General features: G+C 75.6%; 24 protein-coding genes and 1 pseudogene. 3 read left to right on the forward strand and 22 right to left on the reverse strand.

Annotation, left to right across the window (positions count from 1 at the left end; genetic code table 11):
- Positions 1 to 378 precede the first annotated feature (378 nt).
- The 8 genes from dapB to ACI8AB_RS12485 all read right to left on the reverse strand — a co-directional run bounded on the left by dapB (position 379) and on the right by ACI8AB_RS12485 (position 8,527).
- Positions 379 to 1,185, reverse strand: coding sequence for a 4-hydroxy-tetrahydrodipicolinate reductase (gene dapB / locus ACI8AB_RS12450; RefSeq protein ID WP_456950378.1), 807 nt, complete (start codon positions 1,183 to 1,185; stop codon positions 379 to 381).
- Positions 1,182 to 1,613 (reverse strand): VanZ family protein, encoded by a 432-nt coding sequence (locus tag ACI8AB_RS12455; RefSeq protein ID WP_456950379.1) that lies wholly within the window; start codon positions 1,611 to 1,613, stop codon positions 1,182 to 1,184. The genes dapB and ACI8AB_RS12455 overlap by 4 nt, the downstream gene beginning before the upstream one ends.
- Positions 1,614 to 1,640: 27 nt before the next feature.
- Positions 1,641 to 2,981: a M16 family metallopeptidase gene (locus ACI8AB_RS12460; RefSeq protein WP_456950380.1), complete on the reverse strand. Its 1,341-nt coding sequence runs from the start codon at positions 2,979 to 2,981 to the stop codon at positions 1,641 to 1,643.
- A 40-nt stretch (positions 2,982 to 3,021) separates the two neighbouring features.
- Positions 3,022 to 5,298: a polyribonucleotide nucleotidyltransferase gene (locus ACI8AB_RS12465; RefSeq protein ID WP_456950381.1), complete on the reverse strand. Its 2,277-nt coding sequence runs from the start codon at positions 5,296 to 5,298 to the stop codon at positions 3,022 to 3,024.
- A gap of 247 nt (positions 5,299 to 5,545) precedes the next feature.
- Positions 5,546 to 5,815 (reverse strand): 30S ribosomal protein S15, encoded by a 270-nt coding sequence (rpsO, locus tag ACI8AB_RS12470; protein ID WP_012949947.1) that lies wholly within the window; start codon positions 5,813 to 5,815, stop codon positions 5,546 to 5,548.
- A 128-nt stretch (positions 5,816 to 5,943) separates the two neighbouring features.
- Positions 5,944 to 6,912, reverse strand: coding sequence for a bifunctional riboflavin kinase/FAD synthetase (locus tag ACI8AB_RS12475; RefSeq protein ID WP_456950382.1), 969 nt, complete (start codon positions 6,910 to 6,912; stop codon positions 5,944 to 5,946).
- A gap of 32 nt (positions 6,913 to 6,944) precedes the next feature.
- A complete protein-coding gene (locus ACI8AB_RS12480) occupies positions 6,945 to 8,084 on the reverse strand; it encodes a branched-chain amino acid aminotransferase (RefSeq protein WP_387994308.1) in 1,140 nt (379 codons plus the stop codon).
- 119 nt (positions 8,085 to 8,203) lie between these two features.
- Complete coding sequence (locus ACI8AB_RS12485; RefSeq protein ID WP_387994305.1) at positions 8,204 to 8,527, reverse strand: antibiotic biosynthesis monooxygenase family protein; 324 nt, start codon at positions 8,525 to 8,527, stop codon at positions 8,204 to 8,206.
- A 72-nt stretch (positions 8,528 to 8,599) separates the two neighbouring features.
- Here ACI8AB_RS12485 and ACI8AB_RS12490 point away from each other — a divergent pair, with 72 nt between their 5' ends.
- Positions 8,600 to 9,280, forward strand: coding sequence for an HAD family hydrolase (locus ACI8AB_RS12490; protein ID WP_456950383.1), 681 nt, complete (start codon positions 8,600 to 8,602; stop codon positions 9,278 to 9,280).
- 73 nt (positions 9,281 to 9,353) lie between these two features.
- Here the strand turns inward: ACI8AB_RS12490 and truB are convergent, their stop codons facing one another.
- From truB to rimP, 11 genes and pseudogenes are all read right to left on the reverse strand, one after another.
- Complete coding sequence (gene truB, locus ACI8AB_RS12495; protein ID WP_456903784.1) at positions 9,354 to 10,271, reverse strand: tRNA pseudouridine(55) synthase TruB; 918 nt, start codon at positions 10,269 to 10,271, stop codon at positions 9,354 to 9,356.
- A 55-nt stretch (positions 10,272 to 10,326) separates the two neighbouring features.
- Positions 10,327 to 11,631: an MATE family efflux transporter gene (locus ACI8AB_RS12500; RefSeq protein WP_456950384.1), complete on the reverse strand. Its 1,305-nt coding sequence runs from the start codon at positions 11,629 to 11,631 to the stop codon at positions 10,327 to 10,329.
- Complete coding sequence (locus tag ACI8AB_RS12505) at positions 11,628 to 12,638, reverse strand: DHH family phosphoesterase (protein ID WP_456903787.1); 1,011 nt, start codon at positions 12,636 to 12,638, stop codon at positions 11,628 to 11,630. The genes ACI8AB_RS12500 and ACI8AB_RS12505 overlap by 4 nt, the downstream gene beginning before the upstream one ends.
- Before the next feature lie 3 nt (positions 12,639 to 12,641).
- Positions 12,642 to 12,887 (reverse strand): hypothetical protein, encoded by a 246-nt coding sequence (locus ACI8AB_RS12510; protein WP_456950385.1) that lies wholly within the window; start codon positions 12,885 to 12,887, stop codon positions 12,642 to 12,644.
- Positions 12,884 to 13,363: a 30S ribosome-binding factor RbfA gene (gene rbfA, locus ACI8AB_RS12515; RefSeq protein WP_456950386.1), complete on the reverse strand. Its 480-nt coding sequence runs from the start codon at positions 13,361 to 13,363 to the stop codon at positions 12,884 to 12,886. Before rbfA ends, ACI8AB_RS12510 begins: the two co-directional genes overlap by 4 nt.
- A gap of 109 nt (positions 13,364 to 13,472) precedes the next feature.
- Positions 13,473 to 13,775, reverse strand: a complete 303-nt coding sequence (locus tag ACI8AB_RS12520; RefSeq protein ID WP_456903791.1) for a DUF503 domain-containing protein — start codon at positions 13,773 to 13,775, stop codon at positions 13,473 to 13,475.
- Positions 13,776 to 13,876: 101 nt separating this feature from the next.
- A complete protein-coding gene (gene infB / locus ACI8AB_RS12525) occupies positions 13,877 to 15,709 on the reverse strand; it encodes a translation initiation factor IF-2 (protein ID WP_387994282.1) in 1,833 nt (610 codons plus the stop codon).
- Positions 15,710 to 16,795: 1,086 nt separating this feature from the next.
- A pseudogene (locus ACI8AB_RS12530) lies at positions 16,796 to 16,942 on the reverse strand (translation initiation factor IF-2 N-terminal domain-containing protein); the annotation flags it as partial.
- A gap of 94 nt (positions 16,943 to 17,036) precedes the next feature.
- Positions 17,037 to 17,420, reverse strand: coding sequence for a YlxR family protein (locus tag ACI8AB_RS12535; protein WP_456950387.1), 384 nt, complete (start codon positions 17,418 to 17,420; stop codon positions 17,037 to 17,039).
- A gap of 8 nt (positions 17,421 to 17,428) precedes the next feature.
- Complete coding sequence (gene nusA / locus ACI8AB_RS12540; RefSeq protein ID WP_387994480.1) at positions 17,429 to 18,562, reverse strand: transcription termination factor NusA; 1,134 nt, start codon at positions 18,560 to 18,562, stop codon at positions 17,429 to 17,431.
- On the reverse strand, positions 18,559 to 19,110 hold the full coding sequence (gene rimP, locus ACI8AB_RS12545) for a ribosome maturation factor RimP (RefSeq protein ID WP_456950388.1): 552 nt from the start codon (positions 19,108 to 19,110) through the stop codon (positions 18,559 to 18,561). Before rimP ends, nusA begins: the two co-directional genes overlap by 4 nt.
- A gap of 369 nt (positions 19,111 to 19,479) precedes the next feature.
- Between rimP and ACI8AB_RS12550 the strand changes: the two genes are divergently transcribed.
- Positions 19,480 to 19,953, forward strand: coding sequence for a hypothetical protein (locus ACI8AB_RS12550; protein WP_456950389.1), 474 nt, complete (start codon positions 19,480 to 19,482; stop codon positions 19,951 to 19,953).
- A gap of 10 nt (positions 19,954 to 19,963) precedes the next feature.
- On the forward strand, positions 19,964 to 20,422 hold the full coding sequence (locus ACI8AB_RS12555) for a ferritin-like domain-containing protein (RefSeq protein ID WP_456950390.1): 459 nt from the start codon (positions 19,964 to 19,966) through the stop codon (positions 20,420 to 20,422).
- Here ACI8AB_RS12555 and ACI8AB_RS12560 read toward each other — a convergent pair.
- The 3 genes from ACI8AB_RS12560 to ispG form a co-directional block, all read right to left on the reverse strand.
- Positions 20,419 to 22,326, reverse strand: coding sequence for a penicillin-binding transpeptidase domain-containing protein (locus ACI8AB_RS12560; protein WP_456950391.1), 1,908 nt, complete (start codon positions 22,324 to 22,326; stop codon positions 20,419 to 20,421). The genes ACI8AB_RS12555 and ACI8AB_RS12560 overlap by 4 nt on opposite strands.
- 110 nt (positions 22,327 to 22,436) lie before the next feature.
- The gene (locus tag ACI8AB_RS12565) at positions 22,437 to 23,288 is read right to left on the reverse strand and encodes a GNAT family N-acetyltransferase (protein WP_456950392.1); all 852 of its coding nucleotides are present in this window, start codon (positions 23,286 to 23,288) and stop codon (positions 22,437 to 22,439) included.
- A 31-nt stretch (positions 23,289 to 23,319) separates the two neighbouring features.
- Positions 23,320 to 24,480 carry a flavodoxin-dependent (E)-4-hydroxy-3-methylbut-2-enyl-diphosphate synthase gene (gene ispG / locus ACI8AB_RS12570; RefSeq protein WP_456950393.1) on the reverse strand — a complete coding sequence of 387 codons (1,161 nt, stop codon included), beginning with the start codon at positions 24,478 to 24,480 and terminating at the stop codon, positions 23,320 to 23,322.
- Between the last annotated feature and the right edge of the window lie 37 nt (positions 24,481 to 24,517).

Raw genomic sequence — 24,517 nt, forward strand, 5'->3', positions numbered from 1 at the left:
AAGCACGCCGCCAGCGTTCGTCCTGAGCCAGGATCAAACTCTCCGTAGATGCATTCAATCGCTGGCCGAGAACCGAGAGCTAGCACTCTCGATGTCATCAACCAAAGGAATCCCATCCGGGCACCAGGCCCGGAACGGGGTAATACTTGGCACTGACTTTCGGCACGCTGTTGAGTTCTCAAGGAGCGGACGCACACCAACTCGACCCTCTCGGGCTTCCTCGGTGGCTGCTCGTCCTACTCTACGCCGGCTCCGGAGTCCTGCACCGCTCGGGTGCTCCTCCGTGGCCCTCGCGGGCTCGTCCGGCGCGAAGGGAACAGTACACGACTCCTGGCGGGCGTGCACACGGGGTCTCGGTCACACCCCGTCACGGGGCGGTCAGAGACCGAGGAAGGTCTCGATCCCCACGGTCAGCCCCGGCCGGGCGCCGATCTCGCGGACGGCGAGCAGGACGCCGGGCATGAAGGACGCGCGGTCGAAGGAGTCGTGCCGCAGCGTCAGGGTCTCCCCCGCCGCACCCATGAGGACCTCCTGGTGCGCGACGAGGCCGGTGAGCCGCACCGCGTGCACCGGGATGCCCTCGACGTCGGCACCGCGGGCGCCGGGCAGCGAGTCGGTGGTCGCGTCCGGCGACGCCGGCAGCCCGGCCGCCCGGCGTGCGGCGGCCACGAGGCGCGCGGTGCGGACGGCGGTGCCCGACGGGGCGTCGACCTTGTTCGGGTGGTGCAGCTCGACGATCTCCGTGGAGGGGAAGAAGCGCGCGGCCTCCTGGGCGAAGCGCATGAGCAGCACCGCGCCGATGCCGAAGTTGGGGGCGATGACCACGCCCACCTCGGGCTTGGGCTCCAGCCACTCGGCGACCGTCGCCAGCTTCTGCTCGTCGAAGCCCGTCGTCCCGACGACGCAGTGGATGTTCTGGTCGATGCAGAACCGGATGTTGTCCATGACGACGTCCGGGCGGGTGAAGTCGACGACCACCTGCGCGCCGGCGTCGGCGACGTTGAACAGCCAGTCCCCCTCGTCGACCATCGCGACGAGCTCGAGGTCGTCGGCGGCGTTGACCGCCTTCACCACCTCGGTGCCCATCCGGCCCCGGGCGCCGAGCACACCGACCGAGATCCGGGGCGGCTCGCCCGTGGTCGCGCCGGTCGCCTGCTGGTCGGGTGCGGGGGTGCTCGTGGTCACCGGGTCAGGCTTCCCGGCGGCCCGTCCCGATGCAAGACGGCCTCCGCACCGGTCACCCGGGCGGCCCGGTGCTCCCCCACCGCCCACAGCAGCAGGCCGAGCGCGACGCCGGCGGCGTCGGCGAGCCAGTCGAGGACCGAGCCCGAGCGCTGCAGCGGCGTCACCGCCTGGACGACCTCGCTGACCGCGCCGTAGGCGAGCAGGAGCACCGCCAGCGGTCCCGGCCGCGTCCCCGCCCACCGGCCGGCGAGCGCCAGCGCCAGGAACAGCGCGAGGTGGACGAGCGTGTCCACGCCCGGCGGGGCGGCGGGGACGTCGGAGGCCGGCGCGAACAGCACGGCGAGCGAGACGAGCACCGTCACCGCGAAGGCGCCGCGGGACAGCGCACCGTGCACGCGGAACGCCGGGGAGGGACTCGGGTCGGTCATCGGTCTCCGGGGTCGGACTGGGCGGGGTCAGAGCCGGTCGAGGTCGGACTCCCGGTAGGGGCCGACGACGGCGAGGCAGGTCTCCCGGCCCAGCAGGTCCGCGGCGACCGCGCGCACCTGACCCTCGTCGACCGCGGCGATCCGGTCGAGCACCTCGCGCACCGGGACGTACTCCCCGTACGACAGCTCGCTCTTGCCCAGCCGGCTCATCCGCGAACCGGTGTCCTCGAGGCCGAGCACCGTCCCGCCGCGCAGCTGACCGCGGCCGCGGGCCACCTCCTCGGAGGTGAGCCCCTCGGCGGCCACCCGGGCCAGCTCCTCGCGCACCAGGCGCAGCACCTCGGGCACCCGCTTCTTGGCGCAGCCGGCGTAGACGGAGAACGCGCCGGTGCCGGCGTAGGAGGTCAGCGCCGACCCGACGCTGTAGACCAGTCCGCGCTTCTCCCGGATCTCCTGGAACAGCCGCGAGCTCATCCCGCCGCCGACCGCCGTCTCCAGGACCGCGGCGGCGTAGCGCCGCTCGTCGAAGCGGCTGAGCGCGAGGCTGCCCAGCAGCAGGTGCGTCTGCTCGGTCTTCCGGCTGACCAGCCCGGCGGGCCGCGCGGGGCGGCCGGGGACCAGTTCCTCGCCGCGGCGCAGCGGCGCCGGGGACGCCGTACCGGACAGCCGGTCGCCGAAGACGGCCGTCACCAGGTCGACCACCTGCTGGTGGTCCACCCGGCCGGCGGCGGTGACCACCATCGAGGGGACGGAGTAGCGCGAGCGGTACCAGCCGTCGACGTCGTCGCGGGTCAGCCCCTCGATCGACTCGACGGTGCCGAGCACCGATCGGCCCAGCGGGGTGCCGCCGAACAGCGTCTCGGCGAACAGGTCGTGCACCAGGTCGGAGGGCTCGTCGTCGCGCATGGCGATCTCCTCGAGCACCACCGTCCGCTCGGACTCCAGGTCCTCGGCGGTGTTGAGCGCCTCGGTCACCAGGTCGCCGAGCAGCGTGACCGCCAGCGGGAGGTCGCTGGCGAGCACGTTGGCGTAGTAGCAGGTGTGCTCCTTGGCGGTGAAGGCGTTCATCTCACCGCCGACGGCGTCCATCGCCGTCGCGATCTCCAGGGCGCTGCGGCTGCGGGTGCCCTTGAACAGAAGGTGCTCGAGGAAGTGCGAGGCGCCGGCGACCCGGTCGGTCTCGTCCCGGGAGCCGACGCCCACCCAGATGCCGAGGGTGGCCGAGTGGACGCCGGGCATCGTCTCGGTGAGCACGCGCAGCCCGCCGGGCAGCACCGTGCGCTCGACCCGGCCGCCGACCTCGTCGACGTCGATGACGCGGGTGACACCGACCGGGGCCGGGGCGGACGTGAGGTCGGTGGACCCCACGCCGGCCCCGGCCCCGGTCGGCGCCGGTTCGGCGACCGTGTCAGGCCTCCGCGGGAGCGGGGGCGTCGGCCGGGGCCGCGCCGTCGCCGGCGGCGGCACCCTCGCCCTCGGCGGCCACCGGGACCAGGCTGATCTTGCCGCGGGCGTCGATGTCGGTGATCTCGACCTGCAGCTTGTCGCCGACGTTCACGACGTCCTCGACCTTGCCGATCCGCTTGCCGCCGCCCAGCTTGCTGATGTGCACCAGGCCGTCCTTGCCCGGCAGCAGCGAGACGAAGGCGCCGAACGGCGTCGTCTTGACGACGGTGCCGAGGAAGCGCTCCCCGACCTTCGGCATCTGCGGGTTGGCGATCGCGTTGATGCGGTCGACCGCGGCCTGGGCCGAGGGGCCGTCGGAGGCGCCGACGTAGATCGTGCCGTCGTCCTCGATGGTGATCTCGGCGCCGGTCTCGTCCTGGATCGAGTTGATCATCTGGCCCTTGGGGCCGATGACCGCGCCGATCTTGTCGACCGGGATGCGCACCGTGGTCACGCGCGGGGCGTAGGGGCTCATCTCGTCGGGGCCGTCGATGGCCTCGTTCATCACGTCGAGGATGTGCAGACGGGCGGCGCGGGCCTGGGTCAGCGCCTGGGCGAGCACGTCGGACGGGATGCCGTCGAGCTTGGTGTCCAGCTGCAGGGCCGTGACGAAGTCCTTGGTGCCGGCGACCTTGAAGTCCATGTCGCCGAAGGCGTCCTCGGCGCCGAGGATGTCGGTCAGCGCGACGTACGCGGTCTTGCCGTCGACCTCGTCGGAGACCAGGCCCATGGCGATGCCGGCGACCGGGGCGCGCAGCGGCACACCGGCGTTGAGCAGCGACAGGGTCGAGGCGCAGACCGAGCCCATCGACGTCGAGCCGTTGGAGCCCAGCGCCTCGGACACCTGCCGGATCGCGTAGGGGAACTCCTCGCGGTCGGGCAGCACCGGCAGCAGGGCGCGCTCGGCGAGCGCGCCGTGGCCGATCTCGCGGCGCTTGGGTGAGCCCACGCGGCCGGTCTCGCCGGTGGAGTACGGCGGGAAGTTGTAGTTGTGCATGTAGCGCTTGCGCGTCTCGGGCGAGAGCGTGTCGAGCTGCTGCTCCATGCGGAGCATGTTCAGCGTGGTGACGCCCAGGATCTGGGTCTCGCCGCGCTCGAACAGCGCCGAGCCGTGCACCCGCGGGACGACCTCGACCTCGGCCGACAGCGGCCGGATGTCGGTGACGCCGCGGCCGTCGATGCGGACCTTGTCGCGCAGGATGCGCTGCCGGACGACCTTCTTGGTGACGGCGCGAAAGGCGGCCGACACCTCCTTCTCGCGGCCGGCGAACTGCTCGGCCAGCGAGGTGGCGACCTCGTCCTTGAGCGCGTCGGTGGCGTCGTTGCGCTCCTGCTTGCCGGCGATGGCCTGCGCCTCGGTCAGCCGCTCGAGGGCGGCGGACTCGACGGCGGCGTACACGTCGTCCTGGTAGTCCAGGAAGCGCGGGAACTCCGCGACCGGCTTGGCGGCCTTCTCGGCCAGCGCCGTCTGCGCCTCGCACAGCGCCTTGATGAAGGGCTTGGCGGCCTCGAGGCCCTGGGCGACGACCTCCTCGGTCGGCGCGGTGGCGCCGCCGCGGACCAGCTCGATCGTCTTCTCGGTGGCCTCGGCCTCGACCATCATGATCGCGACGTCGCCGTCGGGGAGCACGCGGCCGGCCACGACCATGTCGAAGACGGCGTCCTCGAGCTCGGCGTGCGTGGGGAAGCCGATCCACTGGCCGCCCACCAGGGCGACGCGGGTGCCGCCGACCGGGCCGGAGAACGGCAGGCCCGACAGCTGGGTGGACGCCGACGCGCCGTTGATGGCGAGCACGTCGTAGAGGTGCGCCGGGTCCAGCGACAGCACGGTGATGACGACCTGGACCTCGTTGCGCAGGCCCTTGGCGAAGGTCGGCCGCAGCGGCCGGTCGATGAGCCGGCAGGTGAGGATCGCGTCCTCGCTGGGGCGGCCCTCGCGGCGGAAGAACGAGCCGGGGATGCGCCCGGCGGCGTACATCCGCTCCTCGACGTCGACCGTCAGCGGGAAGAAGTCGAAGTGCTCCTTGGGCTGCCTGCTGGCCGTGGTGGCCGACAGCAGCATGGTGTCCCCCATGCTGACGACGACCGAGCCGGCGGCCTGCTTGGCCAGCCGCCCGGTCTCGAAGGTGATGCTGCGGCTGCCGTGGCTGCCGTTGTCGATGACCGCGGTGGCGGTGGTGACCCCGTCCTCGGGGTCGTACTCGGCAGCGATGCTGCCCTGGGTGGTGGGTGCGGACACGTCGTCCTCTTCCTACGTCGCATGCGGCGACGTCCTCTTCGTGGCGTCCTGTGCCGGACTGCTCCCGGGTGACCGGTCTTCGATCGAAGCCCACGGGGGTCGTTCCCCCTCCCGTGGAGGGGCATTCCCGGGGGCCACCACCGAGGACCGGCCGGCGTCGGGGTGCACGGGCGGGGCGCCGGGGGTCCCGTGGGGCGGGTGCCCCACGAGAGAGGGGACCGTCCCGGGCGGGACGGTCCCCTCTGGGTCAGCGGCGCAGACCGAGCCGCTCGATGAGCGAGCGGTAGCGGCTGATGTCGGTCTTCGCCAGGTAGTTCAGCAGCCGGCGACGGCGGCCGACCAGCAGCAGCAGGCCGCGCCGGCTGTGGTGGTCGTGCTTGTGCTGCTTGAGGTGCTCGGTCAGGTCGCTGATCCGGCGGGTGAGCATCGCGACCTGGACCTCGGGCGAGCCCGTGTCCTTCTCGACCGTCGCGTACTCGGTCATGATCTGCTGCTTCGTCGCGCTGTCGAGCGCCATGGGCGGGCCTCCTGGCCAGGTCGGGTGTGGCCCCCGGTCTGGGTCACGGGGGCAGGGGTGCACACACGTCGGGCTGGGCCCGACACCTGCGAGGCTACCAGCGCGCCGGCGGGGGCCCGCCGCGGTGATCACCCGGCGGGGGGCAGCCCCAGGACGGCGCGGGTGCGGACGACGTCGGCGGCCATGGCCGTCACCAGGTCGTCGACCCCGGCGAAGGCGGTCATCGGGCGCAGCCGGGAGACGAACTCGACGCCGACGTGCTCGCCGTAGAGATCGCCGGCGAAGTCGAGGACGTGGGCCTCCACGGTGCGCCGGGAGCCCTGGAAGGTGGGGTTGGTGCCCACCGAGACCGCGGCGGGGCGGCTGTCGAGCGTGCGCCCGGCGGGGTCGCGGGTGACCAGGGAGCCGGCGTAGACGCCGTCGGCGGGGATCGCGGTGTACGGCGGGCACTCGACGTTCGCCGTCGGGTAGCCGAGCTCCCGGCCGCGCCGGTCGCCGCGGACGACGACGCCGTCGACCCGGTGCGGGCGGCCCAGCGCCCGCGCCGCGCTCTCCATGTCCCCGGCGGCGACGCAGGCGCGGATGTAGGTCGAGGAGATCGTCACCTCGCCGTCGGCGGAGGCGTCGCCGGCCAGCGGGATCCCCTCGACGGCGAAGCCGAACCGGCGGCCCTCCTGGGTCAGCGTGGTGACGTTCCCGGCGGCCCTGTGCCCGTAGGTGAAGTTCTCGCCGACGACGACCGCCGCGGCGTGCAGGTCCTCGACGAGCACGCCGTGGGCGAACTCCTCGGGGGTGAGCCGGCTGAACTCGGGCGTGAACGGGATGACGCACATCGCGTCGACGCCGAGCCCGGCGACCAGCTCGGCCTTGCGGTCCAGGGAGGTGAGGATCGCCGGGTGCGAGCCGGGGCGCACGACCTCGGTCGGGTGCGGGTCGAAGGTGACCAGCACGCACGGCCGGTGCAGCGCCCGCGCGCGGGCGACGGCGGTGCCGATCAGCTGCTGGTGGCCGCGGTGGACGCCGTCGTACATGCCGACGGTGACCACCGTCCGGCCCAGGTCGGCCGGGACGTCGGCCAGCCCACGCCAGTGCCGCACCCGCCCGCTCCCCCGTGTCGCCGCCGGGTCGCTCAGGCGACCCGGTGCAGCCAGCCGTGGGTGTCGGGCACCCGGCCGTGCTGGATGTCGAGCAGGTGCTCGCGCAGGCCCATGGTCACCGGCCCCGGCGTCCCGTCGCCGACGGTGAAGTCGCCGGTGCGCGCCTTCACCTCGCCGACCGGGGTGATGACCGCGGCGGTGCCGCAGGCGAAGGTCTCGGTGACCGTGCCGTCGGCCACGCCGGAGCGCCACTCGTCGACGCTGAACCGGCGCTCGGTCACCCGCATGCCGCGGTCGCGGGCCACGGTGACCAGCGACTCGCGGGTGATGCCGGGCAGCAGCGTGCCGGTGAGCTCGGGGGTGACCAGCTCGGCGTCGTCGCCGGAGCCGAGGACGAAGAACAGGTTCATCCCGCCCATCTCCTCGACGTAGCGCTTCTCCAGCGCGTCGAGCCAGACGACCTGGTCGCAGCCGGCGGCGATGGCCTGCTCCTGGGCCAGCAGGCTGGCGGCGTAGTTGCCGGCGCACTTGACGTCGCCGGTGCCGCCGGGCGCGGCCCGGATGTAGTCCTCGGACAGGTAGACGCTCACCGGGTGCACGCCGCGCGGGAAGTACGCGCCGGCCGGGCTGGCGATGACGAGGAACAGGTACTCGTTGGCCGGCCGCACGCCGAGGAAGGGCTCGGTGGCCAGCTGGTAGGGCCGGAGGTACAGCGTCTGGTCGGGGCCGGTGGGCACCCAGTCGCGGTCGGCGTCGACGAGCGCGTCGACGGCGGCGATGAACGCCTCCTCGGGCACCGGCGGCATCGCCAGCCGGCGGGCGCTCCGGGCGAAGCGGGCCGCGTTGGCCTCGGGCCGGAAGGTCGCGACGCTGCCGTCGGGCTGGGCGTAGGCCTTGAGGCCCTCGAAGATCGACTGCGCGTAGTGCAGCGCGGCGGTGGCCGGGTCCACCTGCAGCGGCGCGTACGCGGTGAGCCGGGCGTCGTGCCAGCCGCGGCCGGCGGTCCAGCGGGCCACGAACATCGAGTCGGTGAAGTGCCGGCCGAAGCCGGGGTCGGCGAGCACCGCCCGGCGCTCGGCGGCCGGGCGGCGGGTCACGTCCTCCACGGTCACCGGCACGCCCTCGGTGAAGACCCGGGGCGTGGTCCTGCTGTCGGCGAGCGTGTCGGTCATGGCTCCCACCTGCGCGTGCTCCGTCTGCGGCCGGGGCGGCGTCGGGGCCGCCCCTCCGCTCACAGTAGCCCCGGGCCCGGCGGCGGCCCGGAGCCGACCGCCGCCGTCGCCCGCGCGGGTCAGGGCCGGTCCGGCGCCGAGCTCTCGACGACCTCGTAGGACCACAGGTGCTGCGAGTCGCTGGCCGCCGGGGCGAGCTCGTCGCCCCCGCCCTCGTGGGCGCGGGCGAAGTCCTGCCCGTCCTCCCAGGAGCGGTAGGCCTCCTCGCTCTCCCACCGGGTGTAGACGAGGTACTGGTCGGTGCCCTCCAGCGGCCGCAGCAGCTCGAACCACTCGAAGCCCGGGGTCTTCTCCACGGCGCCGGCGCGGCCGCGGAAGCGCTCCTCGAAGCGCTCCTGCATGTGCGGCGGCACGGTGATGGCGTTGATCTTGACGACGCTCATGGCAGCCCCCTTCCCGCCCGCGGGGACCGTCAATCCCCTGCGCCCTCCCGCGGGCCGGGCCAGGATGGCCCGATGACCCCGGCTCCGCGGCCCGGCGTGCTGTTCGACGTCGACGGCACCCTGCTCGACACGAACTACCTGCAGGTCCTCGCCTGGTGGCAGGCGTTCCGCGACACCGGGCACCCCGAGGTGTCGATGGCCGACTGCCACCGGGCGATCGGCATCGCCAGCGAGGAGCTGGTCACCCACCTCCTCGGTGACGACGCCGACGACGCCGACGAGGTGTCCGACGCCAAGACCCGCCGCTACGAGCCGCTGCGCGAGCTGGTGACCGCCTTCCCGCGCGTCGACGAGCTGCTGGCCGCGTGCCGGGAGCGGGAGCTGGCCGTGGTGCTGGCCACCAGCGGCAAGGACTCGGACCTGGAGTGGATGGTGCCGGCCATCGGCGGCGACGACGTCGTCGACGGGGCCACCTCCTCGGCCGACGTCGAGGCGGCCAAGCCGGCGCCGGACCTGTTACAGACCGCCGTCGACCAGCACGGCCTGGACGCCGCGCGCACCGTCGTCGTCGGGGACACCGTCTGGGACGTGCGGTCCGCGCGCGACGCCGGGCTGCCGTGCATCGCGCTGACCTGCGGCGGCATCTCCCGCGCCGAGCTGGAGGACGCCGGCGCCGACGAGGTGTACGACGACCCCGCCGACCTCCTCGACCACCTGGACGACTCGCTGATCGGCAAGCTCGTCCGGGACTAGACGGAGGACCCCGTGCCCCCCAGGCCTCGCACGCGCAGGCGGAGGGCCCCTGCACGGGAGCCGTTCCGGACCTTCACCCGGGGAAGCCGACGGCGACCCGGGCGGTGGACCCGGCGTCCTCGACGAGCGCGACCAGCCGGCCCGCCGGGTCGACGGCAGCGCTGAGCCCCGGCCGCCCGGTCGCCGCGACCCGCTGGCCGTACCCGAGGGCGCGGGCCTCGTCGTCGGTGAGCCGCCGCTCGGGGTAGATCGCCGTCGCGGCCTCGGGGAGGGTCAGCGTCCCCGGCCCGCCCCCGGCGGCGAGCGCGGCCGCGGCCTCCTCGACCGGGGCGGCCTGCGCGGTGGTGAACGGGCCGGAGGCGGTGCGGCGCAGCGCGGTGAGGTGCCCGCCGACGCCGAGCGCGGCCCCGGCGTCGCGGGCGATGGCGCGGACGTACGTCCCGGCGGAGCAGGACACGGTCACCTCGACGTCGACCAGGCCGGGCCCGGTCCGGTCGACGCGGTGCACGTCGATGCGGTGCACGGTGACCGGGCGGGGCTCGAGCACGACCTCCTCGCCGGCCCGGACGCGGTCGTAGGAGCGGCGGCCGCCGACCTTCACCGCGCTGACCGACGAGGGCACCTGCAGCAGCGGGCCGGTCTGGGCGGCCAGCGCCGCGCGGATCGCGTCGTCGTCGAGGTGCCCGGCGGGGGTGGTGGTGAGGACCTCGCCCTCGCGGTCGTCGGTCACGGTGGTCTGCCCGAGGCGGATCGTGGCGTCGTAGACCTTGTCCGAGCCGCCCAGGTGGCCCAGCAGCCGGGTCGCCGACCCGACACCGAGCACGAGCAGGCCGGTGGCCATCGGGTCGAGGGTGCCGGCGTGGCCGACCCGGCGGACCGACAGCACCCGCCGGGCCCGGGCGACGACGTCGTGCGAGGTCATCCCGCCGGGCTTGTCGACCAGCAGGATCCCGGGGGTGACGTCGGCGTCGGCGGCGCGGCGGCGGCTCATGCCGGGGTCCCCGCGGAGACGTGGAGCGCCGGCGGAGCGTCGTCGTGGGGTGAGCTCACGCCCCCACCGTCGCAGGCGCGGTGAGCCACCTGTCCCCCGCCACCCGGGCGAGCACCGCGACCAGCCGCAGCGCGATGAACGCCGTGAGCCCGGTCCAGACACCGGCCAGCCCCCAGCCCAGCGGCCCCGACAGCAGCGACAGCGGCAGGAAGCCGACCAGCGCGGCGCCGACGGTGACCGTGCGCAGGTAGGCGACGTCGCCCGCCCCCATGAGCACGCCGTCGAGGGCGAAGACGACCCCGGCCAGCGGCTGGAACCCGGCGAGGAACCACCAGACCAGCTCCGCCTGCTCCCGGACGGCGGGGTCGCCGCTGAACAGCGGCACGAGCAGGTCGCGGCCGGCCAGCAGCGCGACGGCGACCAGCACGCCGGTGCCCAGGCCCCACAGGGTGACCCGGCGGGCGGTGGCGCGGGCCTCGACGGGCCGGCCGGCACCGAGCGCGTGGCCGACCAGCGTCTGCGCGGCGATGGCGTAGGCGTCGAGGACCAGCGCGAGGAAGAGGAACAGCTGCAGCGCGATCTGGTGGGCGCCGAGCTGCGCCTGCCCGGCGCGCGCGGCGACCCCGGCGGCGACCAGGAAGGCCAGCTGCAGCACGGTGGCGCGCAGCAGCAGGTCGCGGCCGAGGACCAGCTGGGCCCGCACGGCGGCCGGCCGGAACCGCCAGTCGGCGCCCTCGCGCAGCAGCGCCCGCACGAACAGCGCCGCGGTGAGCGACTGGCCGACGAGGTTGGCCACCGCGGAGCCGGGCAGCCCGAGGCCGGCCGGGTGCACCAGCAGCGGGCAGAGCACCAGGCTCAGCAGGCTGCCGGCGAGTACGAAGCGCACCGGCCGGCGCAGGTCCTGCACGCCGCGCAGCCAGCCGTTGCCGGCCAGGGACACCAGCAGCAGCGGCGCGCCGCAGCCGGCGATCCGCAGCCACTGCTCCCCCGCCGCGGCCACCTCTCCGGGCCCGCCGGCCAGGGCGCGGGTCAGCGGGCCGGCCAGGAACTGGAAGAGCACGACGACGGCGGCGCCGAGCAGCAGCGCCAGCCAGGTGGCCTGCACGCCCTCGGCGACCGCCCCCGCACGGTCCCCGGCCCCGGCGCGGCGGGCGGCGCGGGCGGTGGTGCCGTAGGCGAGGAAGTTGAGCAGCGCGGCCGCCCAGGCCAGCAGCCCGCCGCCGACGGCGAGCCCGCCCAGGGGGACGGTGCCCAGGTTGCCGACGACCGCGGTGTCGACCAGCAGGTACAGCGGCTCGGCGGCCAGCACGACCAGCGCCGGGACGGCCAGCCCCAGGACGGACGGCGCCCGCTCCGTCACCGCGCCGTCGTCGCGGACGACACCAGGGCACGGATCGCCGCCATCGTCGCCTCGCGGTCCAGGTGCGAGGTGAAGCCCGCCGCGGCCCGGTGCCCGCCCCCGCCCAGCGCCATCGCGACACGGGCGACGTCGGTGCCGCCGCGCGAGCGCAGCGACACCGCCCACGAGCCGTCGTCCTGCCCCTTGAGCACGCAGGCGACGTCGGCCTCGGCGGTCGACCGGACGACGTCGACCAGCGCCTCGAGCTGCTCGCCGGGCAGGCCGTGCTCGGCCGCCTCCGCGGTGCTCGACCAGGTCCACACCAGCCCGGCGCCGACGCCGGGCTCGAGCACCGCCCGCCCGGTCACCGCCGACAGCAGCCGCAGCCAGCCGAACGGGGCGGTGTCGAACAGCCGCTGGCTGATGGCCGCGTGGTCGATGCCGGTGGACAGCAGCCGGGCGGCCAGCACGTGGGTGTCCGGCCGGGTGCTGCTGAAGCGGAAGGAGCCGGTGTCGGCGGCCAGGCCGGCGTACAACACCGTGGCCAGGCCGGCGTCGAGGGCGACCCCGAGCTCGTCGAGCAGGCCGGCGACGAGGACGACGGTCGCCGGGGCGGCCGGGTCGACCAGCCGCACGTCCCCGAAGCCGGGGTTGCTCGCGTGGTGGTCGACGACGACGGAGGTGCCGGCGTCGCCGAGCAGCGCGGCCAGCTCGCCCAGGCGGGCGGGCGAGGCGGCGTCGAGGCTGACGAAGACGTCCGGGGACGCGGGGACGGCGGTCGAGGGCACCAGGCCCTCGGTCCCGGGCAGCCAGCCGAGCGAGTCCGGCAGCACGGGGCGGCCGGGGAACGTGGCGGTCACCCGGGCGCCGCGGCGGCGCAGCCCCTCGGCGAGGGCCAGGGTGCTGCCCAGCGCGTCGGCGTCGGGCTGCACGTGCCCGCTGAGCACGACGGTGGCGCCGGTGTCGGCGGCCGCGGCCAGCACGGCGGCCGGGGTGCGCAGGGGCACCCCGGCGGTCGGTGCGGTCACGGGTCAGGCGTCGGGGCCGGGATCGGCCACCGGGGGTGCGTTGCGGTCCTCGGTCACCAGCCCGCCCCCGGGCGGCAGCGGCGGGCCGCCGTCGTCGGGCTCGTCCTCCGCGATGGAGGGCACCGCCCCGATCTGGCCCTCGCGGCCGCCGTCGGTGGGGTCGCCGGCGTTCGGCTCGGCCCGCCCGCCGAGCTCCGAGCGGCCCTGCCCCTCCCCGGGGAGGTACGGGTCCGGGTCGTTCTCACTCACGAGGCACTCCTGTGCTCGGGGGACGTGCTGACGTCGGCATCGGAGGTCTCGTCGTCCTCCTCCGGGTGCCGGTAGGGGTCGGCCTCGCCGGCGTAGGTGGCGTGCTCGCGCAGGCGGGCGAGCTCGGCGTCGGCGTGCCGGACCCGCTCGAGGGCCTCGTCGAGCTCGCGCGCGGTGTCGGGCACGTGGTCGGCGACGAAGGCCAGCGTCGGCACGAACTTGATGCCGGTCTGCCGGCCCACGGTCGAGCGCAGCACCCCGGTGGCCGAGGCGAGCGCCTTGGCGGAGTCCGCGACGGCGGTGGCGTCGCCGTAGACGGTGTAGAAGACGGTGGCCTCGCGCAGGTCGCTGGTCACCCGCGCGTCGGTCACGGTGACCATGCCCAGCCGGGGGTCCTTGATCTGGGACTCGATCGCGGCGGAGACGATCTGTCGGATGCGCACCGCGAGCTTGCGGGCGCGGGCGGGGTCGGCCACGGCGGACCTCCGGGGGTCGGGGCGTCGAGGACGCCGGTGGACAGTGGGCGGCCCCCTCGCAGGGGCCCGCCCCGAGCCTGCGAGGGGTGCGGGGCGAGGGGGTCCTTCATCAGGCGTCGGTGTCGGAGAACAGCTGCCGGTGCGTCGACAGCAGCGTCACCTCCGGCCGCTCGGCCAGCAACCGCTCGCAGGCGTCGAGGACGTCGGTCACCTGGCCGGCGTCCCCCGCGACGGTGGCGACGCCGACCTGCACGCGGCGGTGCAGGTCGACGTCGCCCACCTCGGCCGCGGCCACGGCGAAGCGGCGCCGCAGCTCGGCCACGATGGGCCGGACCACGGCGCGCTTGCCCTTGAGCGAGTGGACGTCGCCCAGCAGCAGGTCGGCGGTGAGCGTGCCGGTGAACACGCTCACCGCCTCCCTGGTGCCTGACGACGTCGATCACGTGCCGGTGTGGCCCCCTCGCAGGGCCCCGCCACGAGCCTGCGAGTGGTGGGGGGCGAGGGGGTCCTTCGTCAGTCGCGCGGCTTCTCGCGGACCTCGAAGGTCTCGATGACGTCCTCGACCTTGACGTCGTTGAACGACCCCAGGCCGATACCGCACTCGTAGCCCTCGCGGACCTCGGTGACGTCGTCCTTGAAGCGGCGCAGCGACTCGACCGTCAGGTTGTCGGCGATCACCACACCGTCGCGGATGACCCGGGCCTTCGAGTTCCGGGTGATCGTGCCGCTGCGGACGATCGAGCCCGCGACGTTGCCGATGCGCGGCACCCGGAAGACCTCGCGGATCTCCGCCGTGCCGAGCTCGACCTCCTCGAACTCCGGCTTGAGCATGCCCTTGAGGGCCGCTTCGATCTCCTCGATCGCCGAGTAGAGGACCGAGTAGTACCGGACGTCGACGCCCTCGCGGTTGGCGAGCTCGGTGGCCTGGCCCTCGGCCCGGACGTTGAAGCCGATGACGATGACGTCGTCGGCCAGCGCCAGGTCGATGTCGCTCTTGCTGATCGCGCCGACGCCGCGGTGGATGACCCGCAGCGAGACGTCGTCGCTCACCTCGATCTTCATGAGCGCGTCCTCGAGCGCCTCGACGGTGCCCGAGTTGTCGCCCTTGATGATCAGGTTGAGCTGGCGGTTCTCCTTCAGCGCGGCGTCGAGGTCCTCGAGGCTGATCCGCTTGCGCATCGAGGCGTTCTGCGCGTTGCGGATGCGGGCCTGCCGCCGGTCGGCGATCTGCCGGGCGACCCGGTCCTCCTCGACGACGAGGAAGGTGTCACCGGCACGCGGCACCGAGGTGAGACCGACGACCTGGACCGGGCGGGCCGGCGTGGCCTCCTTGAGCTTCGCGCCGTGCTCGTCGAGCAGCGACCGCACGCGGCCGAAGGCGTCACCGGCGACCAGCGAGTCACCGACCCGCAGGGTGCCGCGCTGGACCAGCACCGTGGCGACGGGGCCACGGCCACGGTCGAGCTTGGCGTCGATGACGACGCCCTGGGCGTCCATCTCGGTGTTGGCGCGCAGGTCGAGCGCGGCGTCCGCGGTGAGCAGGATCGCCGCCAGCAGGTCGTCCAGACCCTGCCGGGTGACCGCCGAGACGTCGACGAACATCGTGTCGCCGCCGTACTCCTCGGCCACCAGCCCGTACTCGGTGAGCTGCTGGCGGATCTTGGCGGGGTTGGCCCCCTCCTTGTCCACCTTGTTCACCGCGACCACGATCGGCACCTCGGCGGCCTGGGCGTGGTTGAGCGCCTCGACCGTCTGCGGCATGACGCCGTCGTCGGCGGCGACCACCAGGACGACGATGTCGGTGACCTTCGCGCCACGGGCACGCATCGCGGTGAACGACTCGTGACCCGGGGTGTCGATGAAGGTGATCGCCCGCTCCTGGCCGTCCAGCTCGGTGGCGATCTGGTACGCGCCGATGTGCTGGGTGATGCCGCCGGCCTCCCGCGCCACCACGTTGGTGTTGCGGACGGCGTCGAGCAGCTTCGTCTTGCCGTGGTCGACGTGACCCATGACCGTGACGACCGGCGGACGGGTCTCCCAGTCCTCCTCGTCGCCCTCGTCACCGAAGGTCAGGTCGAAGGTCTCGAGGAGCTCGCGGTCCTCGTCCTCCGGGCTGACGACCTCGATGTTCCAGCCGATCTCGGCACCGAGCAGCTGCAGCGTGTCCTCGTTCACCGACTGCGTCGCGGTGACCATCTCGCCCAGGTGGAACAGAGCGGTCACCAGCGCGGCCGGCTGGGCGCCGATGCGCTCGGCCAGGTCGGTCAGCGAGGCGCCGCGGGGCAGCCGGACGGTCTGCCCGTTGCCGCGGGGCAGGCTGACGCCGCCCATGCTGGGCGCCGCCATCTGGTCGAACTCCTGGCGCCGCTGCTTCTTGCTCTTGCGCCCGCGGACCGGACCGCGGCCACCCGGACGCCCGAAGGCACCCGCGGTGCCCGCACCGGAGCCGCCACGACCACGGCCGCGGCCACCGCCGCCGCCGCCGCCGCGGAAGCCACCGCCGGCCGGCGCACCGGCACCGGGGCCACCGCCGCCGGGACGGAAACCGCCACCGCCACCGCCGCCGGGACCACCGGGACGGCCGCGGCCACCGGCACCACCGGGGCCGCCGGGACGGCCGGCACCGGCCGGACGCGGCGGCATCATGCCCGGGTTCGGCCGGGGCGGCATCATGCCCGGGTTCGGCCGGGGACCACCCGGACCGGCCGCGGGACGCGGACCACCCGCACCGGGACCCGGACGCGGGCCACCGGGTCGGGGACCACCGGCGCCGGGTGCCGGGCGCGGACCGCCGGCACCGGGACCCGGACGCGGGCCACCCGCCGCCGGGCCCGGACGCGGGCCACCCGCCGCCGGACCCGGACGCGGGGCGCTGCTGAAGGGGTTGTTGCCCGGCCGCGGGGCCGGACGCGGGCCCGGACGCGGGCCGGCACCCGGGGCGCCGGGCGCGGCACCGCCGGGACGGGCCCCACCGGGAGCCGCCGGGCGCGGGGCACCCGGACGCGCGGGACCGGGGACGGGGCCACCGGCCGGACGCGGCGCGGGCGCACCCGGACGCGGGGCGCCCGGCGCGGCCGGACGCGGACCCGAGGGCGCGGCCGGCTGCTGGGTCGGCGCGCCGGCGGCCGGGGCCTGGGGCGCGGCCGGCTGCTGGGTCGGCGCGCCGGCGGCCGGGGCCTGGGGCGCGGCCGGACGCGGGCCGGGCGTCGGCGCACCCGGACGCGGGGCACCGGGCCGCGGACCCGGCGTCGGGCCGGCCGACGGCGCGGGCGCGGACGGGGCGGCGGGGGGCTGCGGCGCACGCGGGGCGGGCGACGGCGCGGGGGCCGACGCGGCCGGCGAGGGCGCCGCCGGGCGCGGGGCGGCCGGACGGGCGGGGGCACCGCCGCCGTTGCCGCCGCCGGCGTTGCCGCCGGTGGACGCGCCGAGGGCCTCCCGGAGCCGCCGGGCCACGGGGGCCTCGACGGTCGAGGAGGCGGACTTCACGAACTCGCCCTGCTCCTTGAGCTTGGCGAGCACGGTCTTGCTGTCGACCCCGAACTCCTTGGCGAGTTCGTGGACGCGGGCTTTGCCTGGCACGGATCTCCTCTTGTGAGGCCGGCGGCTCGCCCGCGCGACCTCGTTGTCAGTAGTGCATGGTCTGGCTTGTCATCGTGGGGACTTCACGGCTGACTCATCCGACGACGTCCTGCTCTCGACGTGCGGACCGGCCGGTTGCCGGTCCGTCTGTGGGAAGTGCGGTCTGTCGTTCGTCCGCTGTCGCCCGTCCCGGGCCCCGGTCCCCCGGCGCGGAGGCGCCGAGGACGTGGGTCCGGAGCGGACCGGCCTCCACCGCGGCACCGCGCGGGAGGCGCAGTGCCCGGGAGAAGGCCCGGCGTCGCTCCGCTGCGTGGAGGCACTCCGGGGTGGGGTGCACGGACGCGCCCCGGCCGGGGAGCCGCCGTCGCGGATCGGGCACGAGGGTCCCGGACCGGTGGACGACACGCAGCAGGTCGGTGACCGGAGCGCGCTCCCGGCAGCCCACACAGGTGCGCACCGGGATCGACGTTTCGGCCACCCGTCACTCTAGCGCGCTGCGGGACCCCGTTGTTCCGGACGCCGCGGACCGGACCGCAGCCCGCCCCCACCGGGGGACGGCCGCCCGCCCGGGGTGCCGGCGCGGACCGGCGGCGGGCCCGAGCGCAGCGGCGGGCGCCCCACGCCGGGCGAGGGGGTGGCGTCGTCGGGCCGGGCGTCGCTGCGGATGTCGATCCGGCAGCCGGTGAGCCGGGCGGCGAGGCGGGCGTTCTGCCCCTCCTTGCCGATGGCCAGCGACAACTGGAAGTCCGGGACGACGACGCGCACCGCCTTGGCCTTCGGGTCGACCAGCGTGGCGCTGCTCACCCGGGCCGGGCTGAGCGCGGAGGCCACGAAGGTCGCCGGGTCGTCGGACCAGTCGACGATGTCGATCTTCTCGCCGTGCAGCTCGCTCATGACGTTGCGCACCCGCTGCCCCATCGGGCCGATGCAGGCGCCCTTGGCGTTGAGCCCCGGCACGGAGGTGCGGACGGCGATCTTCGAGCGGTGCCCGGCCTCCCGGGCGACGGCGACGATCTCGACGCTGCCGTCGGCGATCTCGGGGACCTCGAGGGCGAACAACTTGCGCACCAGGTTCGGGTGGGTGCGCGAGACGGTCACCTGCGGGCCGCGGTGGGTGCGCGACACGGAGACGACGTAGGCGCGCAGCCGGCTGCCGTGCGGGTAGCTCTCGCCGGGGACCTGCTCGGCGGCGGGCAGGACCGCCTCGACCTTGCCGATGTCGACCAGGACCGCGCCCTGGGCGTTGCGACGGGCGTCGGCCTGGACGACGCCGCTGACGATGTCGCCCTCCTTGCCTGCGTACTCGCCGAAGGTCTGCTCGTGCTCGGCGTCGCGCAGCCGCTGGACGATGACCTGCTTGGCGGTGCTGGCCGCGATGCGGCCGAAGTCGCTGGGGGTGTCGTCCCACTCGCGCACGACCTCGCCGTCGGGGCCCAGCTCCTGCGCGAGCACCGCGACCTCACCGGTCCTGCGGTCGACGTGCACCCGCACGTGCTTGGCCGCGCCGTCGGCGTGGCGGTACGCGGTCACGAGCGCCGTCTCGAGGGCCTCGATGACCGTGTCGACGGGGATGCCCTTCTCCCGCTCGACCGCCTTGAGGGCGGTCACGTCGATGTTCACTGTCCTCCTCCGTCGTCGTCGCCCTCGTCGTCGTCCACGTCGCGCACATCGTCCGGGTCGTCCGCCGGGTCGTCCGCCGGGTCGTCCTTGCCCGGGCGGCCAAACTCGACCTGCACCCGGCCGGAGCCGAGCTCGGCCCAGGGCACCTGCCGGGGCGTCGGCGGCCGCTTGCGGGCACCGGGCCTGGCCTTCGGCTCGACGGCGAGGGTCACGCCCTCGTCGTCGACGGCGGTGACCCGGCCGGTCACCTGCTCGGCCGCCCCCGCCGGGCCGACGGTCACGGTGACCAGCCGGCCGGTGTTGCGCCGCCAGTGCCGCGGCTCGGTGAGCGGCCGGTCGACGCCGGGGCTAGTCACCTCGAGCACGTAGGGGGCGCGGCCGAGCTCGCCGTCGTTCTCGTCGAGGACGGCCGAGACCGCCCGGCTGACCTCGGCGACGTCGTCGAGGGACACGCCCTCGTCCCGGTCGACGACCACGCGGACGACGCTGCGCCGGCCGGCGGGCGTGACCACGAGCTCCTCGAGGTCGTAGCCGGCGGCACCCACCACGGGCTCGATCCAGCCGGCCAGCCGTGTGGCGGCCGGGTCCTGCCGTGACCCTGCGGCCGGGTCCTGCCGTGACCCTGCGGCCGGGTCCTGCCGTGACCCTGCGGCCGGGTCCTGCCGTCCCCTCGCGGACACGGGCTCCCTCCCTCCTGCAACCGGTCGGAGCTCGTGCTCGGCGGACCGCACCGTCCGGGGCCGCGCCCGGTGGCGCGGGCTCGCGCGGCACCGGCCGCGGCGTACCCGGGGAGTCGTCAGGCTACCGCTCCACCGGGGACCGGGGCCCGGCCGCTCGGGCGGGTGACCTCCCCGGGGTCCCGACGCGCCCGGGAGCCGTCCGGGCGGGCGGGGCGGCTCCTGGGAGGATGGCGGGCGATGTCCGTCTCCCCCGCCCCCGCCGGGTTCCCGCGCCGCCGCCTGCTCGCGGGCACGGCGGGGCTGGCGCTGCTGCTGGCCGGCTGCACCTCCGGCGACCCCGGGCAGACGGCGCAGGAGACGGCGGCGCAGGACCGGCTGGCCCGCCAGGTCGCCGTCCAGGAGGCGGTGGTGGCCGCCTACGACGCGGCGGTCGCCGCGGACCCCGCGTTCGGCGGGACGATCGCCGACCTGACCGGGCAGGCGCAGGAGCAGCTGGCGCGGCTGCGCGCGGCGGCGCCGGGGGCGACCCCGTCGTCGTCCGCCCCGCCGGCCCCGCCCGCGGGCGGGGACCTGCGCGCGTGGCTGCGCGGGCAGGTGGGCGCCGCGGCCGCCGCGCACGCGGCCGCCTGCGTGGACGCCTCGGGTGCCGGGGCCGCGCTGCTGGGGTCGATCGCGGCGGGGCTGCGCGGGCACGCCGCCGCGCTGGCGTGAGGGGGCCGCAGTGACCGAGGACGGGACCGCCGGGAGCGCGGAGGACACCGCGCTGCGCGCGGTGGTGGCCGCCGAGCACGCGGCGGTGTGGGGGTACGGCGTCGTCGGGGCCGCCCTGCCGGCCGACGGCCGGTCGCCCGCCGCCGACGCCGAGCAGGCCCACCGGGACTCCCGCGACCGCCTGGCGGAGCTGCTCGACGAGCGCGACGCCGACCCGGTACCCGCCGAGGCCGGCTACGAGCTGCCCTTCCCGGTGCTCTCGCCGGTCGACGCCGCGGCCCTGGCGGTCGTGCTCGAGGACGGCGTCTCCGCGGCCTGGGTGGCGCTGCTCGACGCCGCGGAGGAGCCCGGGGTGCGGCAGCTCGCCGTCGACTCCCTGGGCGCCGGCGAGGAGCGCGCCGTGACCTGGCGCGCCGCCGCCGGCCGCACCCCGGTCACGACGGCCCTGCCGGGCCTGCCCGAGGGCTAGCCCAGCGCGCCGAGGAAGGCGTCGGTGACGGCGACGGCGGCGCTGCTGGACTGCCCGCCCTCGACCAGCACCGCGAACGCGATGTCGCCCTGCGGGCCGCCGAGCTGGTAACCGGTGAACCAGCCGTGCGCGTCCGGCGGGGTGTTGCTGCCGAACTCGGCGGTGCCGGTCTTGCCGTAGACCTCACCGCGGTCGGCCAGTGCCTGTGCGGTCCCGGTCAGCACGACCTGGCGCATCATCGGCCGGAGCTGGTCGAGCACCGCCTGGTCCGGGCCGGCCGGTGCGGGGCCCGCCGGGTCGGCGCCGACCACCTCGACCGGGGCGGCCGGGGTGCCGCTGGCCACGCCCGCGACCACCAGCGCCATCTGCGCCGGGCTCACGAGCACCTGGCCCTGGCCGATCGCGTCCGCGGCCTTCGTGGTGCCGGTGGCGTCGGCCGGGACGCTGCCGCTGAACACGTCGACCGGCAGCTGCCAGTCGCTGCCCACCCCGTAGGAGGCGGCCGCCGCGGCCAGGGCGTCGTCGGGCAGCTGCAGGCCGGCCTGGATGAAGGTGGTGTTGCAGGACTGGGCGAAGGCCTCGGTGAAGGGCACGGTGCCGAGGTCGAACTGGTCCTGGTTCTCGAACTCGCGGCCCTCGACGACCGTCGTCCCCGGGCAGGGGACCGGGGTGTCCGGGGCCAGCGCGCCGGCGGACAGGAGCGCGGTCGCCGTGATCGTCTTCATGCTCGAGCCCGGCGGGTACTGGCCGGTCAGGGCGTTGCCGGCCGCCGCGGCCTCGTTCGAGGAGACGGCGAGCACCTCGCCCGTGCCGGGCCGGACCACGACCAGGTGGGTCGCCAGCGGCTGGGTGGCGACGGCGCCGTCGGCGGCGTCCTGCAGCGCGCGGACCAGCGGAGTCCGGATCGGCTCACCGGGGACGGGGGCGACGGCGCCGACCTCCTGGCCGGCGTCACCGGTGGACTCGTCGGTGCTCACCACCGAGACGGTGAAGCCGGGGGTGCCGGTGAGCTGCTCCTGGTAGGCGCGCTGCAGGCCGGAGAGGCCGAGCTGGTCCCCCGCGGCGTACACCGCCTCGTCGTCCCCGGTGGTCTCCTCGAGCACCTCGGCCGTGGCCGCCCCGACCCGGCCGAGCAGCGCGGAGGCGAACCGGGCCGACGGCGCGAGCAGCCGCGTCTCGGTGGGGAAGACCGCGCCGGGCAGGTCGAAGACCTGGGCGCGGATGGCCTCGAAGTCCGGCCGCCGCAGGGTGATGACGGGGACGAACTGGCCGGCCGGGGCGGCCTGGACGTCGGCGGTGATCTCCTCGGCGGGCACGCCGGTGGCCGACGACAGCGCCGCGGCCAGCGACGGCAGGTCGGCGACCTGGCCGGTGTCGACGCCGACGTTGACGACCTCGGTCGGGGTGAACAGCGGCTGGCCGGCGGCGTCGGTGATCGCGGCACGCTCGGGCAGCGACCGGGTCAGCTGCAGGCGCTGGCCCTCCCCCAGCTCGGGGTGTACCAGCGTGGGCTCGGCGACCACCCGCCAGGCGTCCGCACCGTCGCCGTCCCCCTCCCGCAGCTCGAGGGTGGCCTCGTAGGTCCAGTCGGGCGCCGCGGCCAGGTCCCAGGTGGCGGTCCAGCCGGCGGTGGCGGTGCCGTCCTGGACGGCGACGTCGCCGAGCTCGGCGTCGAGCGTGGCCCCGGGCAGGTCGGTGGCGGTCTGCCCGAGCAGCGCGGTGGCGGCGTCGGGGTCGGTGGTGGCGTCGGCCGCGGCGCCGGTGTCGCCCCCGGCCCAGTCGTCGAGGAAGGCCCGCGCGGCGGCGCGGACGTCGTCCTCCGAGCTGCCGGAGCAGGCGGCGAGGGCCGGTGCGGAGAGGAGGGTGAGGACCGTGCCGAGGACCGCCGTGCGTCGTGCTGCCACGACGGCACAGCCTCTCAGAACGGTCCGACGTTCCGGTGGCGACGTGCTGGAACGGCCACCCTTCAGGGACCCGCGCCGAGCTCACGAGGCGTGGGGGAAGGGTGGCCCTCCTAGAAGAGGACGCTGGCGTAGCGGCCGACCTCGCGGAACCCGACCCGGTCGTACACCGCACGGGCGGGGGCGTTGTAGTCGTTGACGTAGAGGCTGACCACGGGGGCGATCATGGTCCGCGCGTACTCGACGACGGCGGCCATCCCGGCGGCGCCGATGCCCCGGCCGCGCACCTCCGGCGCGGTCCACACGCCCTGCACCTGGCACGCCGCCCGCGAGACCGCGCCGATCTCGGCCTTGAACAGCACCCGGCCGTCCTCGATCCAGGCCAGCGACTGGCCGGCGCGGACGAGGTCCTCGACCCGCGCCCGGTAGCCGACCCCGCCGTCGGTCCGCAGCGGGCTGACGCCGACCTCCTCGGTGAACATGGCCACCGCCGCGGGCAGCAGCACGTCGACCTCGCGCGGGCGCACCGGCCGGACCCGCGGCTCGGGGGCGATCGCCGGCGGGCCGTCGATGGCCAGGAGCGGCTGCCGGGGCCGGTGGTCGCGGCACGGGCCCCAGGCGGGCTCGAGCAGCTCCCACAGCGGGGCGACGGCCGCGGCCGGCCCGACGATCGTCGAGCAGCGTCGGCCGGCCCGGCGGGCGCGCTCGGCGAACGCCTCGGCCGCGGCCCGCTCGGCGCCGGGCACGGCGAACGGGATGAGGTTGGCCCCGGCCAGGCAGACGGCGTCGAGGCTGCGGCCGGCGCCGATCCCCCACAGCGGCGCCCCGAGGGTCGACGGCGCGGTCCCGGCCGCCTCCACGCGCCCGGCCAGCACGCACGCCGCGACCGGGTCGGAGGCCAGCAGCCGGCGGACGGCCGGCTCGTCGGTCTCGTCGAGGACGCGGGCGGTCGGCGAGCGGAGCACGGGTCGGGCCCAGGAGGACGGACGGGGAGGGTCAGCTGACGGTGACGACCGGCGGGCCGGACGGCGTGCCGGCGTCGACCTGCTCGCCGGCGATGCGCATGGCCTCCTCGATGAGCGTCTCGACGATCTGCGACTCGGGGACGGTCTTGACGACCTGCCCCTTGACGAAGATCTGCCCCTTGCCGTTGCCCGACGCGACGCCGAGGTCGGCCTCGCGGGCCTCGCCGGGGCCGTTGACGACGCAGCCCATGACGGCGACCCGCAGCGGCACCTCGAGCCCGTCGAGGCCGGCGGTCACCTCGTTCGCGAGCTTGTAGACGTCGACCTGCGCGCGACCGCACGAGGGGCAGCTGACGATCTCCAGGCCGCGCTGGCGCAGGTTCAGCGACTCCAGGATCTGGGTGCCGACCTTGACCTCCTCGACCGGCGGCGCCGAGAGCGAGACGCGGATGGTGTCGCCGATGCCCTGGGACAGCAGCGCGCCGAACGCGACGGCGGACTTGATCGTCCCCTGGAACGCGGGCCCGGCCTCGGTGACGCCGAGGTGCAGCGGGTAGTCGCACTGCGCGGCGAGCAGCTCGTAGGCGCGCACCATGACCACCGGGTCGTTGTGCTTGACCGAGATCTTGATGTCGCGGAAGTCGTGCTCCTCGAACAGCGAGCACTCCCACAGCGCCGACTCGACCAGCGCCTCGGGGGTGGCCTTGCCGTACTTGGCCAGCAGCCGCTTGTCGAGCGAGCCGGCGTTGACGCCGATGCGGATCGGGATGCCGGCGTCCTTGGCCGCCCGCGCGATCTCGCCGACCCGGTCGTCGAACTTCTTGATGTTGCCGGGGTTGACGCGCACCGCGGCGCAGCCGGCGTCGATCGCGGCGAACACGTACCGCGGCTGGAAGTGGATGTCGGCGATGACCGGGATCTGCGACTTCTTCGCGATCGCCGGCAGCGCCTCGGCGTCGTCGGTGTCGGGGACGGCGACCCGCACGATCTGGCAGCCGGCGGCGGTCAGCTCGGCGATCTGCTGCAGGGTGGCGTTGACGTCGGCGGTCTTCGTCGTCGTCATCGACTGCACGCTGACCGGGGAGTCGCTGCCGACGCCCACGCCGCCGACGTCCAGCTGCCGCGTCTTCCGGCGCGGGGCCAGGACGGGCGGGGGCGCGGCGGGCATGCCGAGAGCGACGGGGATGGCCATGACCACGAGTATCCCCGCTCCCGCGGGGTCGGCGCCG

This window comes from Geodermatophilus sp. SYSU D00698 (genome assembly GCF_054050335.1).